Raw genomic sequence first — 18,060 nt, forward strand, 5'->3', positions numbered from 1 at the left:
CGATGCGTAAATTTTCTCACGTATTTTCATTTTATTTTAGGGAAGCATTTTTATCTAAAAAATCATTAATTACGAGTGCCATTTTATTTTTAGTTGTGTTTGGGATTTTTGCATTTAATCATTTTACTTCAGGCGATGATAAAAATAAGGATAAAGATAAAATTGCAGTTGTAGTAGAGAGTTCCACATATAAAGTACAAAAAGATGAGCTAAATAAGTTATTGCCATCAGCAAAAATAACACTTGGTTCAAAGGATGATTTTGATAAACTGCATAAGCAAGTAGAAGAAGGCGATTTAGATGGTCTATTCCATGTGACGGAAAAGGGTGGGGCTCCATCGATTACATATATGTATAATGGATTTCCAAGCCAAGCAACTTCTGCAATTATGGCAGGATATTTAAAGCAACAATATACGATGGTGACAATTGCCCAAAATAATGTTTCACCAGAAATTGCACAGCAATTACAAACAGAAATTCAAGTAAAGCAAGAAGCGATAAAAGATCGTACATCTTCTTTCGGAATTGCCTATTTCTTTACATTTGCTTTATATATGTTTATTGTAGCGTTCGGAAATACAATCGCAATGAATATTGCATCTGAGAAGGCGTCACGTGTAATGGAAGTAATGCTTCCGAAAGTGAAACCTCTTACGATGATGTATGCGAAAATTTTAGCGGTTGTTTCAACGGCTTTATTGCAACTTGTCATATTGGCGTGTGGTTATCTTATTCCATATTTGTTAGGTTGGGTCGATTTAGAAAGTGCCTCACTATTGGGTATTCCAATTGACTTTACGAAATTAGATGCAAAGGTTGTAAGCATGTTTCTTGTTTATTTCATTACGGGATATTTACTTTATGCAATGATGTATGCTGCTGCTGGAGCTGTCGTGTCTAAGACGGAGGATTTACAAGCTGTATCTTTCCCGATAATGATTTTAATTATGGCTGCATTCTTCATTAGTATTAAATCATTAAGTGATCCGAATAGTACTATCGTTGTTGTAAGTTCTTACGTTCCATTTTTTACACCGATGGTTACCTTCTCACGTATTGTAGCTGGTGAAGCAGGTATGCTAGAAATTACGATAACATTAGCAGTCTTATTGGCGACAATTGCGATATTAAATGCTGTTACAAGCCGCATTTACGTAAATGGCGTAATGAATTACTCAGATAAAGTGAAATTTAAAGATTTAGCGAAATTTATAAAGCGTCAATAATGAGAGAAAAGCATGATTTCCTATTGAAATCATGCTTTTTCTTTATGTATAAATTAAAAATAGTATATAATAATAAGAGTCGTCTTTTAATAGAATGAATAAAAAGGAGGGTGTGCAGATGGGGATTAGTAGTCGTTTTACAGTAGGTGTTCATATGCTGACATTACTTGCGATAGATCGAAACTCTCGCTGTACCTCTGAATGGATTGCCGGTAGTGTGAATACAAATCCAGTTGTGATTCGTCGCATTACAGGAATGTTGAAGAGAGCAGGACTTGTTGATGTACAAGCTGGTAAAGGTGGTACGACACTTGCTCGAGATTTAGAAGAAATTACATTACTTGATGTATATAAAGCAGTGGAAGTTGTAGAAGAAGGACAGCTATTTTCCTTCCATGAAAATCCCAACATTGAATGTCCAGTAGGAGCTAATATTCAATCAGTATTAGAAATTATTTTAATGCAAGCGCAAGAAGCGATGGAAAACGTGCTTGCAAATGTAACGGTAGATCAATTAGTTACAAATTTAAAGTCTAAAATGAAAGAATAAAAAAGCGAGCTTCCTCATAATGAGGGCTCGCTTTTTTTTATTCATAAATATTGAAAATTCTATTTTTCAGTATTTAAAATGAATTTACCTACGATAGCTGCGAAGATACCACCAAGAATTGGTGCTACGATGAATACCCATAGTTGAGAAAGTGCTTCTCCACCAACAAATAAAGCTGGTGCGATACTACGAGCTGGGTTAACAGATGTTCCAGTTAACGGAATTCCTAATAAGTGGATTAAAACTAATGTGAAACCAATTACTAGTCCAGCTAAAGAAGAACTTCCTTTTTTACCTGTTACAGCGACGATAACTAAAATAAATACGAAAGTTAAAATGAACTCAACTAAAAATGCTCCAGATAAACCAAGAGTTCCGAAACCATTTTGTCCTAAATTATCTAAAGGTGTTTTAGCAGATTTTAAAATTGTTACTAACGTTGCAGTTCCTAATAAACCACCTAAAATTTGAGCTAATACATAATAACAAAGTTCCATAGCGTTCATGCGTTTGTTGATGAACATAGCTACTGATACTGCTGGGTTAATGTGACATCCAGAAATTGTTCCGATGCTATATGCCATAGCTACAATAGATAAGCCGAAAGCCATAGCGATTCCTAATGTTCCAATTCCTTCGATTCCGCCGCCAGTGACAGCTACTCCAGTTCCGAATAATACAAGTACAAAGGTACCAATAAATTCAGCGATTGCTTTTTTTAACATAATTTACCTCCTATTAATGCGCATGAAACGTATTATAACATACGTTTTAGTATAAACAGCCAATGAAATACTATTCTGATAAGGCGAAATAGGGGGACAATAAAAAAGAGTATGGTTCATCTCTATAGAACCATACTCTTTTTTTATGCTGATTTTTTCTGTTTAACGGCTGGAATAGATCGGTTTAAAATACTATTTGCAACCATTCCTAACATAATAATAATCATTCCAAGTAGGGAAAGCCCGCCAGGAAACGAACCATTCAAGAAAACAATTTCTCCAAGTACGGTAAAGACCATCGTTCCAGCTTGTGTTGCTTCAACAGCTCCAAGTAAAGCCAGGTTATCTTTTGCTAAGTCAGTAGCAAAGAAAAATGTCATCGTTGCAATAACGCCGGAACATAATGCTAACAAAAATCCTTGAAGCATTTGGCTAGATGTTGGAATACCCGTAGTAGAAAATCCGTATACACCAAGCAAAATTGTTATAGGAAGACTTCCAATTGCCATTCCTAATACACGTTGGAACGTATCAAGGCGTCCGCCAACAAGCTCCATCATTTTTCGGTTACCGAACGGATATAAGAAAGCGGCTAATACGACAGGTAAAAAACCTGAAATGAACTGAGTCATTGTAATATGGCCTGCGGCAGTTGCTTGCATACAAATTACACCAAGTAAAATAAATAAAGCAACATATAAGCTACGAAGTGGAATTTTTCCACGTACAAGTTTCGTACCTGATTTTGTTTCTATTTTCACAAAAAATAGTGGTGATAGTAGTAAACCAGCTAAAATCGTAACTTGCCAAGTTCCAGCAACGAGCCAAGCTGGAGAAAAGACAGCTGCGAAACTTAATAAAGAATAAAAACCAATACCGGCAACAGAACCCCATCCGATCCACGCCAATGGATGTTTTTTTAACTCTTTCCATAATCCCCTAAAGTTTTTGCGAAATAAAACGATAAGGAATAAAATAGGGAGAGCAAATAAAAAACGGAAGGAAGCTGTCCAAGCCCAGCTCGTTCCAGATACATTCATTGCTCTATTAATAATAAAGGTTGCAGAAAAAAAGGCCGATGATAAAAGACCTAATAAAATTGCGCGCATGAAGTATAGCACTCCTTTCGAAAATAAATAATTATGTATAGTATGATATACTTTAATTTAATAAAAGTAAACTATTTTATACTTTGAGGTGGTTTTATATATGAAAGAAAATGAAGATATGCAAACGAAAGAAGTCATTCAACAAGTTGGACAGTTATTGAGACAAATTCGAAATGAACAGAAATTAAGTTTAGAAGAATTAGCTCATAAAACAGGAGTTAGTAAATTAACATTAGGAAAGATCGAAAGAGGGGAAACAAATCCGACGCTAGCTGTCATTTGGAAAATAACGAAAGGGTTATCAATTCCTTTATCTAGATTAATGGTTTTTGGAGAACCAGTAGCCGTCGCGCGCTGTGGAGAAGGATTTGCAGTAGATGTAGGACAAGCATGGCATTTAGAAACGATGTTCCGTTATACGAAAGAAACAGGGATGGAAATGCACCGTGCTTGTTTACGATCAAATAGTATATATGAACCAGAAGCTCATCATGAAGGTGCGATTGAGCTTGTAACGGTAATGAAAGGGAAAGTGTCTATTCAAGTGGAGAATGATGTATATGAATTAAATGAGTTTGATTCCATTCAATTTGAAGCGAATAAGAAGCATATTTATAAAAATGAAGAAGAAGAAGTGGCGGTATTACATTTAACGATGAAATATTCTTCATGAAAAAATCCCCTATAGAAAAATCTATAGGGGATTTTGTATACACTATGCTCAAATATATGAAAGAATGTTATTAGTAAGAGCGTGGCATAAGTAATAAACAAATAAAATAAACTAAAAACCCCGTCCCAAAACATAAAACTGCAATGACCCAAAGTATGCGAATGAGAGTAGAGCTAATATCAAAATATTCTCCTAAACCACCGCATATACCAAATAGCATTTTATCAGTTTCGGATTTACATAATCTTTTTGACATCTTCCAATACACTCCTTTTTATAGCAAACTCTATACTTCTATTCTATATGGAAATCTATGAGGAGACTATGAGGTTGTATGACATTTTTTTAGGGAACAGTCATATTAATTGTCTTAATTTTCAGTTGATATTAAAATTATAGTAAGAGGTAACTTTTAATAAAGGGTGGGGAAATAGAGATGACGGTATATTGGTTGACTAATGTAACGCTTGAATCGGGGTATACATATGAAGAGGGGAGAATTTCAAAAACAGAAACAGAGTTATGTAGTTTACTTATTGAAGAGGGACGAATTAAAAAAATTATAGTAGGGACTGTTCAAGAGGAAGGGGTACTCATTCTTGATGCTAATCGTTTATTAATTTTGCCCGCTTTCGAAGAGATGCATATTCACATTGATAAGACATATTATAGTGGTCCTTGGAAAGCTTGTATGCCAGCAGAAAGTATTTTTACACGTTTTAATGAAGAAGAAAAAATTTTACCAAAGCAATTAGCGACTGCCCAAAATAGAGCGGAAAATATGCTAGAGTTACTACTGCAAAATGGTGCAACGAATATTAGAACGCATTGTAATGTTGATCCAATTATTGGGCTTGGTAATTTGGAGGCGACGTTAGCGGCATTAGAAACATATAAAAATCGAGTGTCTAGTAGAATTGTTGCGTTTCCGCAACATGGATTATTGCGCAGTAATTCTGTGCAACTCGTGAAAGATGCGATGCGTATGGGTGCTCATCTAGTCGGAGGCGTAGATCCAGCTACAGTGGATAATGACATTGAAAAATCATTACATACAATTATGGATATCGCAGTAGAATTTAATGCGGATGTTGATATTCATTTGCATGATGCGAATAATCTTGGAACCTTTACGATGAAGAGATTGGCAAGTTTAACAGAAGAAGCAGGATGGCAAGGTCGTGTAACAATTAGTCATGCACTTGGACTTGGTGGTGTTACTGATAAAGAGGCTGAAGAAGTGGCAGAAAGACTCGCAAATGTAAATATTGATATTACTTCAACGGTACCAATTGGTAAACAAGTAATCCCAATTCCGTTATTAGATAAAAAAGGTGTTAAGGTTTCATTAGGAAATGATAGTATTACAGATCATTGGTCACCGTTTGGAACAGGTGATATGCTTCAAAAGGCGAATCGATTAGCAGAGCGTTTTGGGTGGAGTGACGAAAGGTCTTTAGGAAAAGCACTTCGCTTTATTACAGGAGGAAAAGAAACGTTAAATAATGAAGGGAAGCGAGTATGGCCGAATGTAGGGGATGAAGCGAGTTTTGTTTTGACAAATGCGACATGCGCTGCTGAAGCAGTAGCGCGTCAAACAGAAAAACGTTTAGTCGTGTATAAAGGAAATATTGTTGTTGGAATTTTAAATGAGGTGGAATTAAATAATCTTGTGTAGAAGAATCGTTTAAATATTTTGAGGGGGGTTCTAATGGTAAGTCTAGAACTCTTCTTTTTTATTCTTACAATATATTTTTTATAGGAAAGCTAGAAGGGATGAAAATTTTGGACAATCAACATAACCAAAATCATATTATGGGAACTTTGCAATGGTTTATATTTTTATTAGCAAATTCAATCGCACTACCAATTGTCGTTGGCGGATTATTTCATCTTACGACGGAAGAAATATTTTATTTAATGCAGCGTACGTTTTTTGTAGTTGGTATATCTTCTTTTTTACAAGGCTGGCTTGGGCATAGACTGCCAATTGCGGATGGGCCGGCTGGATCTTGGGTTGGTGTATTTACCGTACTTGCTTATGCAACGGCCGGACAGGATCAATTACATAGTACACTGCAAATTTTAGAATTAGGAATGATAATCTCCGGTGTTATTTTAATAGGATTAGGAGTAACTGGTTTTATAGGACGTATTTTATTTTTATTTACGCCGCTTGTGACAGGGACGTTTTTACTTTTATTATGTTTACAATTAAGTGGTGTATTTTTAAAAGGAATGTTAGGAATTACAGCTACTATTTCTCAAATCGACGGATTTACAGCAATGATCGCGTTTAGTATATTTTTGTTCGTTATTATACTATCTAATTTCGGAAAAGGCTTTGTCAAAAGTTATGCAGTTTTAATAGGATTAATTAGTGGGTGGATTATTTTTCTCATTGCAGGAAAAGTGACAATCCCATCTCAAGTAACTCATTTTGTGCAACTTCCACATATATTTGCTTGGGGACTTCCAAAATGGAATACAGGTATGGCTGTGTCAAGTTTCGTTATGGTATGTATTTTAGTTTCGAATACGGTGGCAGCTATTATAGCAATTAATCAAGCAACTATTCATAAAGCGACTATTGAACAAAAACAGTTGAAAGATGGAACATGGGTTGGGGGGATTTCACATATCATCTCTGCTGTATTTTCAACTGTAGGTGTCGTTCCGTTACCAGCAACGGCAGGATTTATACGTTTAACAAAACAAAAGTATATACGATCGTTCTTAATGGCATGTGCGTTACTAGTCGTAATGTCTCTTTTTCCAAGTATTATTCGTTACTTAGCATCTTTACCATCTGCTGTCGCATCGGCTGTTTTAATGGCTTCGTTCGTACAGTTAATTGGAATTGGATTTAATAATATAAAACAAGTGCCGATGAGTGAAAGGAATGTAACGATTTTAGGCGTTGCAGTATTATTTGGCAGCGGCGTTATGTTTTTACCGTCTGGAGCACTTCAATCCTTGCCGTCTGTTATGCAATATATATTCGGTAATGGTTTATTTGTAGGTACGGTTGTAAGTATATTGCTAGAACAAATATGGCGCGTTGGAAAGTAAGTGGATAAAAGGAGTGTACGCACTGTATAAAAGTCTAAAATAACATAGGAAATAAAGCCCATTTTCATTCACCACCTGCACATTTCGTTCATACAATATCTTGACTAAATAAACACCCAACTTACACATACACAGCTCTGGCTTAAGCAAGGAGGGTTATACCAGTTGAAGGAAAAAGCGTATCAATCTAAACCTTTACTCACAAAGAGAGAAAGAGAAGTATTTGAATTACTGGTTCAAGATAAAACAACGAAGGAAATTGCAGGTGAACTTTTTATAAGTGAAAAGACAGTTCGCAACCACATCTCAAACGCAATGCAAAAGCTAGGGGTTAAAGGACGTTCACAAGCAGTTGTGGAGCTTCTTCGTATGGGAGAGCTCGAACTATAAGAAAGCAGCCGACTTTTATACAAAGAGTCGGCTATTTTTTTGTTTGCTTCACTTGCTATATGAATGATAAGAACACTCCATACATAAATAGGTAATAAGGAGGGGATAAGTTGAAAAGGATACTGTTAGTTTCAACAAGTGCTCATGATATGAATGGACACCCGACTGGTTTGTGGCTTGAAGAGCTCGCAGCTCCTTATCATTTATTTAAAAAGGCTAAGTTTGATGTTGATATTGTGTCAATAAAAGGCGGGAGAGTACCTATAGATAGAGTGTCTATTCCGAATGGTATACCTCGTGAATTCAAGCATGTAGCTTCTTTATTGCAAAATACGAGGCCGATTTCAAATGTTCATTTCTCGGATTATGATGCGGTTTTATTTGGTGGTGGGCACGGGGCGATTGTAGATTTTCCAGGTAATTCATATGTAGCAAATTTGATTGAGAATATGTATAACGATAACCGGATTGTAGCGGCTGTTTGTCACGGAGTAAGTTCCTTTGTCGGTGTGAAAAATAAGGATAGCTCGTTTTTTGTTGCCGGTAAGCGTATAACAGGTTATACAAACGATGAAGAAAAAGCTGTACATTTAGAAAAGCGCGTTCCGTTTTTGTTAGAAAGTAAGTTGAAAGAAGAAGGAGCTTTGTTTTATGTAGCGCCTAATTTTACGCCGCATGTGGTAGTAAATGGGCATTTAATTACAGGGCAAAATCCACAGTCTAGCGTGGAAATAGGTAAGGCTATAAAAAGGGCTGTAAATAAATTATAGAAAAAGTACCCGCTACTAACAAAGGTAGTGGGTATTTTTATCCTAAAATTCCCCCCTCAAAATTGGTTTGTAACCGTCCAGTTGGTGATAATGGATTCTAGTTCTTTATGTATAGTATATGAAAATGTAATAAACTAAAAAAGCATAATGAGTATAATAACTTCATTTATAATCATTCGTGAATTTGCTATACTATTTTGTATGGACAAAAGGGGAGGCTCTTTTAAATGAGAAAAGTCGCATGTGCAAATACTTATATTAATAAAATAAAGCCCGTTATTAGAAAGACGAGTTTTAGCCAATTGAAAATAGATGAAATTGCGAAATATATGGATATTAGTAAAGCTACTTTATATAAACGTTTTTCTTCGAAAGATGAAATTATTGAGGCGATAGTAGAGGATTTTATGAATTATCTACTCGAAGGTGATGCGGACAATCAAGATGAAAGCATGTCTTTTGCAGAACGTTTCCAAAAGACGTTTATCCACTCTTTAAAATGTGTGACATATATTTCGGATGTTTTTTTGCAAGATTTGAAAGAAGCATATCCGCATTTGTCAGATCAATTAGTCGCTGCACAACAAAATCGTAATCATAATTTGCAAATGTTTTTTGAAGCGGGTATGGAACAAGGTTATTTTAATAAAATGAATGCGCAATTATTTATGGTACAAGATGATGTGATGTTACGACGTATTATAGATCATTCTTTTTGTATTCAGTACGATATTACTTTAAAGAAAGCGATACTTGATTTTTATCAATTAAAGAAGTATCAACTTTTTAAACCAGAGTATATAGAAGCAATTGATGATTCTGAAATTGAAAAAGAAGTTATTGCTATTTTGCAAATGATTTCGTAAAAAAGCAGATCTCCCTTAATAGAGGGGAATCTGCTTTTTTTAGTACATAATTATTTTTGCAACTGTTTTAATACTAATTCGGCTACTGGACCACCTGAAGCTGGGTTTTGACCAGTGATAACACGATTATCTTCTAGAGCAAAAGCTTCCCAAGGCTGTGCAGCTTTTTCGTAAAGTCCTCCATTTTTAATGAGTTCATCTTCTGTTAAAAATGGAACGAATTGATCTAATTCAGCTAATTTTTCTTCTTCATTTGAAAAGCCTGTTACCTTCTTACCGCTAATTAAACGATCCCCATTACTTAATGTAATATGAAATAAACCAGCAGCTCCATGACAAACGGAAGAAACAATACCGCCGTTTTCATAAATATTGCGGCTAATATTTTGAAGTTCTTTATTTTCTGGGAAGTCCCAAATAACCCCGTGACCACCTGCGTAATAAATAACAGCGTAGTCTTCTGGATTCACTTCACTTGGTTTCATTGTAGAACCGAGGCGATTCATAAACTCTTTCTTTTGGTACCATTCCCAATCGATGCTCTCCGCCATTGCTAAACTATGTGGATCAATTGGTGTATAACCGCCTTGTGGACTGACGTAATCAACTTCGTAACCCGCTTCTTCTACTTTTTTTACGAAATGTACAGCTTCACCGAGCCAAAGTCCGGTAGCCCTATTTAAATTTGGGTATTTTTCTACGCTTGTTAATACAACTAACATTTTTTTCTTCATCATAATCCTCCTATAATGTCTCTTCTATATAAAAGTTCTGTATTCGTTTCATTTTATTAAGTTAAAAAATGCAAATTTGAATAATCATGCCAGTCCTCCTTATATCAGCTTCGAAATTAGTTTATAATAACTTTTGAACAAAGTAAACTAAAAATACTAAATTAGTTTACTTTGTATGTTTTTCGTTGACAAACTGTAATGCTGAAACTATGATAGTTCCATGAATATCGAACAACATACGTGTTTCGTTTCGAATCCAATTTATACATTTAATGAAGTTGTTTAGTGGTGATACAACATTTAAATAACTTCATTTTTTTATCTATAGTTTGATAGTTTTAAAATTGCAATCAGGAGAGTGTTACACATGGGGAAAGATATAAGTAACCATTCGAAATGGTTTGTTTTTACATTATGTTTTATTGTTTTGTTAGGACCGATGAACGCTGTGTTATTTAATGTAGCGCTAGAGGATATTGCTAATGATTTATCAATTAGTCAATCGAAAGTAAGTTGGGTTGTAGTAGGGTATTCTTTAGTCGTCGGTATCGGTTCGATGATATATGGAAAACTGGCTGATCGTTACAGTGTAAAAAGGCTATTAATTATTTCTATTATCATATTTGTAGCTGGTTCTATTGTTGGGTTTGTAAATCAATCTTATGAGATTATCATTTTCGCAAGGCTAGTGCAGGCGAGCGGAGGAGCAGCGTTTATTGCGCTTAGTATGATTGCGGTGGCTAAATTAGTTGCTCCAGCTAAAAAACCGGGTGCGTTAGCAATGATTAGTTCTTCTATTGCATTAGCGGTTGGTATTGGACCTTTAGTTGGTGGGGCAATTACAAATACGTTAGGGTGGCCGTATTTATTTTTATTTATGGTTATTTCAATGGTTGGTATTTTCTTGCTCGTAAAATTTATGCCAGAAGAGGTGCAACATACCGATGAAGTGTTCCACTTTGATTTCATTGGAGCATTTTTATTATTTGTATTGATTACGACCGTTTTATTAGGAGTGAATATTAATAGTTGGCTTTTTGTGTTATCTGTTGCTTTCCTATTTTTATTCAAGGCTCATATGAAGAGAGCAGAGTCGCCGTTTATTGATATTGAGTTGTTTACAAATAAACCATTACTGCGTTTAATAGCGGTCGGATTTATCATTAATGTGGCGTTATGTGCTAGTTTATTATTATTACCATTACTGTTAGGAAGAGGGCACGGATTGTCTCCGTTCGTTATTGGAATTGTATTGTTTGTTGCATCTCTCTTTGGTATTGTATCTAGTTTTATTACTGGAAAGATTATTCCTGCGTTTGGGAATGTGAGGATGATGTATGTAGCGTCTGTAGTTATGATCATTGGCTTTTTAATTTTAGGGATTATTCCAGACGGGAACTTACTCTTTATTTTATTTGCGGTTATTTTAACATTTATGAGTTATTCGGCAATTCAAGTATCATTAAACACATTTATTCCGAAAACATTAAATCCAGCTAAAGTTGGAGTCGGCCTTGGTTTATATAATTTAATTAACTTTTTCGGTATGGCATTCGGACCAGCTGTAGCAAGCAAAATTATGGAATCTACAAATAGTTATCGATTGAATTTTATTTTGATCGTCATTTTAATTTCTGTTCATTTCGTCTTATTAATGGGAATGTCTTCTTTTCAAAAAAAGATGGAGCAATGAATATGCATTTTATATAGAAGAAACCGACTTTCTTATAGAAGGTCGGTTATTTTTCTATCTTGCAAATTATGAAAAAAAGGAGCAAAATAAAAAAGGTCCTAGTCTATACATGGGCAAATGAAAATTTTCATACAGAAGCATTTGAAGTGAGCGAACTTAAAGTGTGTAAAATATAATGATAAACATAAAAGATGATGAATGAGAAAACGGGTGATGAAGTTGAATAGAGCAATCGGTGTTATCGATTCAGGAGTTGGCGGTTTAACAGTAGCGAAGGAATTAATTCGTCAGTTGCCGAAAGAGCGTATCATATATTTAGGAGATACAGCACGTTGTCCTTATGGTCCACGTTCTCGAGAAGAAGTACGTCAATTTACGTGGGAAATGACGGAGCATTTACTAGATTTAAATATTAAAATGTTAGTTATTGCGTGTAATACAGCAACTGCAGTTGTATTAGAAGAGATGCAAAAACAATTACCAATTCCAGTAGTAGGAGTTATTCACCCAGGATCACGTACAGCTTTAAAAGTGACAAACACGTATCACGTTGGGATTATTGGAACGATTGGAACGGTGAAAAGTGGTGCATACGAAGAGGCGTTAAAGTCTATTAATAACCGTGTTATGGTAGAAAGTTTAGCTTGTCCACCTTTCGTTGAACTTGTAGAGAGTGGGAATTTCGAAAGTGAAATGGCGTATGAAGTTGTAAGAGAAACGCTGCAACCACTGAAAAGTACCGGTATTGATACACTTATATTAGGGTGTACACACTATCCGATTTTAGGACCTGTTATTAAAAAAGTAATGGGAAATAAAGTACAACTAATTAGTTCTGGTGATGAAACAGCACGTGAAGTAAGTACAATCTTATATCATAGTAAAATGTTGAATGAAGGAGAAGAACAAAGCGATCATCTCTTCTTAACAACAGGAAAAATAGGCTTGTTTAAAGAAATTGCATCAAAATGGTTCGGTCAACCGATTGAAAATGTGAAGCATATTCATTTAGAAAAAGAATAATAGTAGAATTCATATAAGTGAGCTCCTGAGAAATCAGGAGTTTTTTGTTTTATCTTGCTATTTGCTGGGCAGTTAGACCCTCCACTGATTAAAGTTTCACTTTATAAGAGGCACAGCTTGTTCTAAAATGTGAAACGGCTCGTATACATAATAGTACAAACTTAGATTTTAGGGGGGAATGGCATGCCTAAATCCACTTTTAAATGGGTTGTTGGTGCTACTGTGAGCGCTGTTTTACTAACAGGGTGTGGCTTTATAAATCAGGAGAAAGCAACTGAACAAATTGATCCGCCAAAACAAGTTACGTATACAGAGGGTGGGAAGAAAGAAGTAGCTAAAAAAGATAAGCAAGGGCAAATGGTAAATAGAGAACTATACCTTGTTGATAAAAATGGTTATGTTGTACCACAAACGTTAGCTATACCTACTCCGAAAGCAAATGAGACTGTGAAGCAAACGTTAGAATACCTTGTGAAAGATGGACCGGTAACGAATTTATTACCGAATGGGTTTCGTGCAGTCATTCCGGCGAATACAACGATGACTTTAGATTTGAAAAAGGACGGGACGGCAGTTATTGATTTCTCTAAAGAAATGAAAAACTATGCGAAAGAAGAAGAGCGTCAAATCATTGAATCTATAGCGTGGACGTTGACGCAATTTACAGAGATAAAACAAGTGCAGTTCCAAATAAATGGTGAGAAATTGGCGAAGATGCCGGTTGCTGGTACACCGCTTGGTGAAGGAGTGAGCCGTGCAAATGGTATTAACTTCGATGATGAACAAGTAGCAGATGTAACGAATACAAAACCAGTCACACTATATTTCATGGCGCAAAATAATAATAAACAGCAATACTACGTACCAGTCACACGCCGCGTTGCGGAAGGAAAAGAAAATGATTATGCAGCAATTATAGATGAACTTGTAAAAGGTCCGATTCATCAATCGCTCCTGAATGATTTTAATCCAGGCGTTAAGCTTATTACGAATCCGAAATTACAAGACGGAAATCTTACATTAAACTTTAATGAAAATATATTTGTAAACCCAGATAAAAATATGATCTCAAATTACGTATTGAAGTCGTTAGTTTTATCTTTAACAGAAAAGAAAGGTGTGAAAAATATTTCTATTGAAGTGAATGGAAAAGCAAATCTTATAGATGAAAAGGGCGGAAAGTTAATAAAACCTGTAGATCGTCCAGAAAACGTGAATACAGGTAGTTTTTAATCTTGAATAATTTGATATACTTAAGTAAGAAAGGAGAATTGCTTTTTGGGTTCTCCTTCTTTTATTGTATACATATCATACATTTAAATTTGGCTATACTAACGAGTAGTAATTAAGAGGAGGTTATTTTTATGCGAGTAGATGGTAGAGAGAAAACAGAATTACGCCATATACATATTCACACGAATTATTTAAAACATCCAGAGGGATCTGTATTAATTGAAGTTGGGGATACAAAGGTGATTTGCTCAGCAACAATTGAAGAGCGTGTACCACCGTTTATGCGTGGAGAAGGAAAAGGATGGGTAACAGCTGAATACGCGATGATTCCACGTGCAACAGAACAACGTACAATTAGGGAGTCAAGCAAAGGGAAAGTAACAGGACGTACAATGGAAATTCAACGTCTAATTGGACGAGCATTACGTGCGGTAGTTGATTTAGAAGCGCTTGGCGAGAGAACAGTTTGGATTGACTGTGATGTTATCCAAGCAGATGGTGGAACGAGAACAGCTTCTATTACAGGTGCATATGTAGCGATGGTATTAGCTTTCGAGAAATTATTACAAGCAGAAAAAGTATCTAAAATTCCAGTAAAAGATTATTTAGCAGCAACGTCAGTAGGAATTGTTGAAGAGCAAGGTGTTGTTTTAGATTTAAACTATGCAGAAGATTCTAAAGCAGACGTTGATATGAACGTAATTATGACTGGAAAAGGCCAATTTGTTGAAGTGCAAGGAACTGGAGAAGAAGCGACGTTTAGTAGAGCGCAGTTAAATGAACTACTTGATGCTGCGGAAAAAGGCATTTTCCAACTGATTGATATACAAAAAGAAGCTTTAGGTGACATCGTATCTCATATAGAGTAGAGGTGGAAAGTATGAAACAAGTTGTTGTAGCGACAAAAAATATGGGAAAAGTACGTGAGTTTGCTGAGTTATTTGAGCGATTTGATTTAGAAGTGAAATCATTACACGATTTTCCTCATATTGAAGAAGTCGAAGAAACTGGTGAAACATTTGAAGAAAATGCGATCTTAAAAGCGGATAGTTTGAGTAGACAGTTGAATTCTATCGTAATTGCGGATGATTCGGGTCTTATTGTAGATGCTTTAAATGGAAAACCAGGAGTGTATTCAGCGCGTTTTGCTGGTGAACCGAAAAATGACCAAGCAAATATCGATAAAGTGTTACAAGAATTAAATGGCGTTGACTTTGAAAAGCGTAAAGCTCGTTTCTATTGTGCATTAGCAGTTGCTTTCCCTGAAGGTGATAAAAAGCCTGTCATTGTAAATGGGACATGTGAAGGATTTATCTTAGAACAACGCCGCGGAGAAAATGGCTTTGGATACGATCCGATTTTTTATGTGGAAGAATACAAAAAAGCAATGGCGGAATTAAGTTCAGATGAAAAAAATGCTATTAGCCATCGTGGCCGTGCTCTTCGTAAGTTAGAAGAAAAAATCCCGGAATGGTTTTTAGGAGAATAAGGGAGAGAGAATGATGAAAGCTTTAATCGTAAGCGATAGTCATAGCTCTGTGAAGGAATTACAGCAGTTGAAAGAGAAATATGAAGGGAAAGTAGATATCATGATTCATTGCGGTGATTCAGAGCTAACGCCTGCTCATGAAGAACTGCAAGGTTTCCATGTTGTAAAAGGAAACTGTGATTATGCTAACTTTCAAGATGAAATTGTAACTGATGTAGATGGAATTCGCTTCTTAGTAGTGCATGGACATCGCCATAATGTGAAAATGACATTACAAACGCTAGCGTACCATGCTGAAGAAGTGGGAGCGCAAGTTGCATGCTTCGGACATTCTCACGTATTAGGTGCGGAATTAATCGAGGGCGTTTTATTTATTAATCCAGGCAGTATTTTATTACCACGTCAGCGTGTAGAAAAGACATTTGCTTTATTAGAAATGGATGAAAATCAAATGGAAGTTCGTTTTGAAACGTTAGACGGACAACTAGTTGAACAAGCAGTTTTTAAAAGAGGATAAGAAAATTTATCCTCTTTTAAAAAAGGTGTTGACTTTATGTGTGGTTATACATATAATAAATATTGTCGATAGGGCAACGGTGCTAACGAAGAAAAGAAAATAACATATGCGGGTGTAGTTTAGTGGTAAAACAAGAGCCTTCCAAGCTCTGGTCGAGAGTTCGATTCTCTTCACCCGCTCCATGTCCCAGTAGCTCAGCCGGATAGAGCATACGCCTTCTAAGCGTACGGTCGGGAGTTCGAATCTCTCCTGGGACGCTAAAAAAACCTTTTGCGGTGACGTCAAAGTCCGCAATATATAAGCTCTCTAATTCGTAAGTTGAATCGTACAATGTGCGGTCGCTAACGAGTTAGGGGGCTTATTTTTTTATGTCAAAAAAACGCGATTCTTTAACGATTAGTGAGGATTTATCGAATGTTTTTGGCGATAGATTGAAAAGCGATCAGAGAAAGAAAGAGACCGCAGAAAATCGTTATACGTTCAATTTAACAATCGACAAAGCGCTCGAGATAATTGTACGTCAAATGAAAGCGACAGGCTTACGTGAGCGCACGATAAACGATTATTACATACACGTTAGTCATTTTGCGAAAATAACAGACACGCACTATATAGAAGAATTGAACGTTAATCATATTTACGAGTGGTTGTCGTCTATGAATGTTAGTAATCAAACGAAATTAACCCGTTTGAAGTGTCTAAAGGCATTTCTAGGACGTTGTCATGATAACGGGTGGATTGATATTAACTTTTGGCGCAATGTGAAGATAAAGGTGGATACACCTGTTAAAGAAGGTGCGACAGACCGTGAAATTAATATCTTGTTATCGGTACTCGATTTAACACGATTCTTAGATTTACGAGATGCCACCGCTATCTTACTTATGTATCAGACGGGAATACGGGTCGGCACATTAGCGCAACTCGAACATAAACACGTCGATTTAGAAGCGAAAGTATTAAGTGTTGATGGCGGTATTATTAAGAATCATGAATCGATATATCTACCGTTTGATGACGCTCTCGCACGATTGCTAGACGTTCTTATGAAACAAAATGAAATCATTCGCAGAGAGTACCAAGCGAAAAATGGTTATCTCTTTATTACAAAGAGTGGTGGAAGTGTATTAACTAGTCCGACGAATAATATTATTTCAAAACGAATGACTAAACATGCGAAGGAATACGGGCTTAAAAATATAAATCCTCACGCCATACGTAGAGGGTTTGCGAAGAATCTTCTAAAGAAAGGTGCAAATGTTGCACTGATATCTAAAGCGCTAGGACATAGTGATATATCCGTTACAACGCGTTATCTGCATCTAGATAAAAACGAAGTAGCAGAAAGTCTACGAAATTTCTTGTAAATAAAAAGTCCCCGACGGCAATCGGAGACTAAAAACATACACAAATCAAACTAAATACAGGACAAGCCGTATCAGTCCGAATTTCTACCTTCATTCTATCGAAAAAAATCGAGGATTGCAAGGTGTCTTTAGTGATGTCTTTTTTAGGTACTGATGCGGTAGTAAGTCGAAAAGCGGAAGCCGTACCGCTATAAAAACGTAAAAGGGGAGCTAGACCGCTGCAAACACTAGCGCTATACAATTTAACGCATATCATTCCCCGTGCGTCGTATAGGTCTAGCCGATTGCGGGCATTGTACGGCAAGGGTGGAAATACGTTGTTATTACGGTAACAGGGTGTATCGAAAGGTTTACGCACTATGGGACGTTTTGTAGTGTAGAAAGTCGATATGTGTGAAAGCACAAGGACGGGGAATGCGTTACTGAAAACCTCACACAACGAGCCGACGCTAGTTGTTAACGCCTTACCTCTATTTGCATAGAAACTACGAAATTATGACGAAGTTTAAAACGCTCCGTTATTTTTTTATCTATGCGAAATAGGGGTTCAAACTGCGCCCAGCTTCCTACGACTTCCTCACCTCTGCTAGTCGATGCGTCACCGATTGTCAATAGCATAA

The 18,060-nt window shown here is 36.1% G+C and carries 19 protein-coding genes and 2 tRNA genes; 17 read left to right on the top strand and 4 right to left on the bottom strand.

Features of this window, described 5'->3' with window-relative positions; translation table 11 throughout:
* The first annotated feature begins 2 nt into the window (after window positions 1-2).
* Window positions 3-1,229 carry an ABC transporter permease gene (locus tag CQ064_RS05830; RefSeq protein WP_001224989.1) on the top strand — a complete coding sequence of 409 codons (1,227 nt, stop codon included), beginning with the start codon at window positions 3-5 and terminating at the stop codon, window positions 1,227-1,229.
* Window positions 1,230-1,347: 118 nt separating this feature from the next.
* A complete protein-coding gene (locus CQ064_RS05835; protein ID WP_000512998.1) occupies window positions 1,348-1,779 on the top strand; it encodes an Rrf2 family transcriptional regulator in 432 nt (143 codons plus the stop codon).
* A 59-nt stretch (window positions 1,780-1,838) separates the two neighbouring features.
* Here CQ064_RS05835 and CQ064_RS05840 read toward each other — a convergent pair whose 3' ends face one another.
* Window positions 1,839-2,504 carry an aquaporin gene (locus tag CQ064_RS05840; protein WP_000913213.1) on the bottom strand — a complete coding sequence of 222 codons (666 nt, stop codon included), beginning with the start codon at window positions 2,502-2,504 and terminating at the stop codon, window positions 1,839-1,841.
* 143 nt (window positions 2,505-2,647) lie between these two features.
* Window positions 2,648-3,613 (bottom strand): DMT family transporter, encoded by a 966-nt coding sequence (locus CQ064_RS05845; protein WP_001201639.1) that lies wholly within the window; start codon window positions 3,611-3,613, stop codon window positions 2,648-2,650.
* A 100-nt stretch (window positions 3,614-3,713) separates the two neighbouring features.
* On the opposite strand from CQ064_RS05845, the gene CQ064_RS05850 reads away from it, so the two are divergent.
* Window positions 3,714-4,286 carry a helix-turn-helix domain-containing protein gene (locus CQ064_RS05850; protein WP_000661921.1) on the top strand — a complete coding sequence of 191 codons (573 nt, stop codon included), beginning with the start codon at window positions 3,714-3,716 and terminating at the stop codon, window positions 4,284-4,286.
* Window positions 4,287-4,356: 70 nt separating this feature from the next.
* Here CQ064_RS05850 and CQ064_RS05855 read toward each other — a convergent pair whose 3' ends face one another.
* On the bottom strand, window positions 4,357-4,542 hold the full coding sequence (locus CQ064_RS05855; protein WP_000044337.1) for a PspC domain-containing protein: 186 nt from the start codon (window positions 4,540-4,542) through the stop codon (window positions 4,357-4,359).
* Between the two features lie 180 nt (window positions 4,543-4,722).
* Between CQ064_RS05855 and CQ064_RS05860 the strand changes: the two genes are divergently transcribed.
* The 5 genes from CQ064_RS05860 (at window position 4,723) to CQ064_RS05880 (ending at window position 9,384) form a co-directional block, all read left to right on the top strand.
* Window positions 4,723-5,964, top strand: a complete 1,242-nt coding sequence (locus CQ064_RS05860; RefSeq protein WP_000219590.1) for an amidohydrolase family protein — start codon at window positions 4,723-4,725, stop codon at window positions 5,962-5,964.
* A 98-nt stretch (window positions 5,965-6,062) separates the two neighbouring features.
* On the top strand, window positions 6,063-7,358 hold the full coding sequence (locus CQ064_RS05865) for a purine/pyrimidine permease (protein WP_000697130.1): 1,296 nt from the start codon (window positions 6,063-6,065) through the stop codon (window positions 7,356-7,358).
* Window positions 7,359-7,523: 165 nt separating this feature from the next.
* Window positions 7,524-7,748, top strand: a complete 225-nt coding sequence (gene gerE, locus CQ064_RS05870; RefSeq protein WP_000659484.1) for a spore germination transcription factor GerE — start codon at window positions 7,524-7,526, stop codon at window positions 7,746-7,748.
* A 149-nt stretch (window positions 7,749-7,897) separates the two neighbouring features.
* Window positions 7,898-8,518, top strand: coding sequence for a type 1 glutamine amidotransferase domain-containing protein (locus CQ064_RS05875; protein ID WP_003271927.1), 621 nt, complete (start codon window positions 7,898-7,900; stop codon window positions 8,516-8,518).
* Between the two features lie 227 nt (window positions 8,519-8,745).
* On the top strand, window positions 8,746-9,384 hold the full coding sequence (locus CQ064_RS05880; protein WP_001233012.1) for a TetR/AcrR family transcriptional regulator: 639 nt from the start codon (window positions 8,746-8,748) through the stop codon (window positions 9,382-9,384).
* Between the two features lie 50 nt (window positions 9,385-9,434).
* Here CQ064_RS05880 and CQ064_RS05885 read toward each other — a convergent pair whose 3' ends face one another.
* Window positions 9,435-10,118, bottom strand: coding sequence for a type 1 glutamine amidotransferase domain-containing protein (locus tag CQ064_RS05885; protein ID WP_000728514.1), 684 nt, complete (start codon window positions 10,116-10,118; stop codon window positions 9,435-9,437).
* A gap of 367 nt (window positions 10,119-10,485) precedes the next feature.
* On the opposite strand from CQ064_RS05885, the gene CQ064_RS05890 reads away from it, so the two are divergent.
* The 9 genes from CQ064_RS05890 to CQ064_RS05935 all read left to right on the top strand — a co-directional run bounded on the left by CQ064_RS05890 (window position 10,486) and on the right by CQ064_RS05935 (window position 17,440).
* Window positions 10,486-11,811, top strand: coding sequence for an MFS transporter (locus tag CQ064_RS05890; RefSeq protein WP_000513864.1), 1,326 nt, complete (start codon window positions 10,486-10,488; stop codon window positions 11,809-11,811).
* Window positions 11,812-12,024: 213 nt separating this feature from the next.
* The gene (gene racE / locus CQ064_RS05895; protein WP_000774006.1) at window positions 12,025-12,834 is read left to right on the top strand and encodes a glutamate racemase; all 810 of its coding nucleotides are present in this window, start codon (window positions 12,025-12,027) and stop codon (window positions 12,832-12,834) included.
* A gap of 183 nt (window positions 12,835-13,017) precedes the next feature.
* Entirely contained in the window at window positions 13,018-14,067 is a 1,050-nt protein-coding gene (gene gerM, locus CQ064_RS05900) for a spore germination protein GerM (protein WP_001126743.1), read from the top strand.
* 131 nt (window positions 14,068-14,198) lie between these two features.
* Window positions 14,199-14,936 (top strand): ribonuclease PH, encoded by a 738-nt coding sequence (rph, locus tag CQ064_RS05905; protein ID WP_001261762.1) that lies wholly within the window; start codon window positions 14,199-14,201, stop codon window positions 14,934-14,936.
* An 11-nt stretch (window positions 14,937-14,947) separates the two neighbouring features.
* On the top strand, window positions 14,948-15,556 hold the full coding sequence (locus CQ064_RS05910; protein ID WP_000815949.1) for an XTP/dITP diphosphatase: 609 nt from the start codon (window positions 14,948-14,950) through the stop codon (window positions 15,554-15,556).
* A 13-nt stretch (window positions 15,557-15,569) separates the two neighbouring features.
* Window positions 15,570-16,073 carry a metallophosphoesterase gene (locus CQ064_RS05915; protein WP_000645488.1) on the top strand — a complete coding sequence of 168 codons (504 nt, stop codon included), beginning with the start codon at window positions 15,570-15,572 and terminating at the stop codon, window positions 16,071-16,073.
* A gap of 108 nt (window positions 16,074-16,181) precedes the next feature.
* A tRNA-Gly gene (locus CQ064_RS05925) sits at window positions 16,182-16,255 on the top strand.
* 1 nt (window position 16,256) lies between these two features.
* Window positions 16,257-16,330: transfer RNA gene (locus tag CQ064_RS05930), tRNA-Arg, on the top strand.
* A gap of 111 nt (window positions 16,331-16,441) precedes the next feature.
* Window positions 16,442-17,440 (top strand): tyrosine-type recombinase/integrase, encoded by a 999-nt coding sequence (locus CQ064_RS05935; protein ID WP_000039108.1) that lies wholly within the window; start codon window positions 16,442-16,444, stop codon window positions 17,438-17,440.
* Window positions 17,441-18,060: the final 620 nt, after the last annotated feature.

Origin of the sequence: Bacillus sp. MYb78, assembly GCF_002975115.1 — a bacterium.
Classification (GTDB): Bacteria; Bacillota; Bacilli; order Bacillales; family Bacillaceae_G; genus Bacillus_A; species Bacillus_A cereus.

Excerpts from the sequence above, each read along its gene's own strand:
- CQ064_RS05830 (WP_001224989.1), top strand. The coding sequence starts at position 3 with ATGCGTAAATTTTCTCACGTATTTTCATTTTATTTTAGGGAAGCATTT.
- CQ064_RS05835 (WP_000512998.1), top strand. The coding sequence starts at position 1,348 with ATGGGGATTAGTAGTCGTTTTACAGTAGGTGTTCATATGCTGACATTA.
- CQ064_RS05840 (WP_000913213.1), bottom strand. The coding sequence starts at position 2,504 with ATGTTAAAAAAAGCAATCGCTGAATTTATTGGTACCTTTGTACTTGTA.
- CQ064_RS05845 (WP_001201639.1), bottom strand. The coding sequence starts at position 3,613 with ATGCGCGCAATTTTATTAGGTCTTTTATCATCGGCCTTTTTTTCTGCA.
- CQ064_RS05850 (WP_000661921.1), top strand. The coding sequence starts at position 3,714 with ATGAAAGAAAATGAAGATATGCAAACGAAAGAAGTCATTCAACAAGTT.
- CQ064_RS05855 (WP_000044337.1), bottom strand. The coding sequence starts at position 4,542 with ATGTCAAAAAGATTATGTAAATCCGAAACTGATAAAATGCTATTTGGT.
- CQ064_RS05860 (WP_000219590.1), top strand. The coding sequence starts at position 4,723 with ATGACGGTATATTGGTTGACTAATGTAACGCTTGAATCGGGGTATACA.
- CQ064_RS05865 (WP_000697130.1), top strand. The coding sequence starts at position 6,063 with ATGAAAATTTTGGACAATCAACATAACCAAAATCATATTATGGGAACT.
- CQ064_RS05875 (WP_003271927.1), top strand. The coding sequence starts at position 7,898 with ATGAATGGACACCCGACTGGTTTGTGGCTTGAAGAGCTCGCAGCTCCT.
- CQ064_RS05880 (WP_001233012.1), top strand. The coding sequence starts at position 8,746 with ATGAGAAAAGTCGCATGTGCAAATACTTATATTAATAAAATAAAGCCC.
- CQ064_RS05885 (WP_000728514.1), bottom strand. The coding sequence starts at position 10,118 with ATGAAGAAAAAAATGTTAGTTGTATTAACAAGCGTAGAAAAATACCCA.
- CQ064_RS05890 (WP_000513864.1), top strand. The coding sequence starts at position 10,486 with ATGGGGAAAGATATAAGTAACCATTCGAAATGGTTTGTTTTTACATTA.
- racE (WP_000774006.1), top strand. The coding sequence starts at position 12,025 with ATGAAGTTGAATAGAGCAATCGGTGTTATCGATTCAGGAGTTGGCGGT.
- gerM (WP_001126743.1), top strand. The coding sequence starts at position 13,018 with ATGCCTAAATCCACTTTTAAATGGGTTGTTGGTGCTACTGTGAGCGCT.
- rph (WP_001261762.1), top strand. The coding sequence starts at position 14,199 with ATGCGAGTAGATGGTAGAGAGAAAACAGAATTACGCCATATACATATT.
- CQ064_RS05910 (WP_000815949.1), top strand. The coding sequence starts at position 14,948 with ATGAAACAAGTTGTTGTAGCGACAAAAAATATGGGAAAAGTACGTGAG.
- CQ064_RS05915 (WP_000645488.1), top strand. The coding sequence starts at position 15,570 with ATGAAAGCTTTAATCGTAAGCGATAGTCATAGCTCTGTGAAGGAATTA.
- CQ064_RS05935 (WP_000039108.1), top strand. The coding sequence starts at position 16,442 with ATGTCAAAAAAACGCGATTCTTTAACGATTAGTGAGGATTTATCGAAT.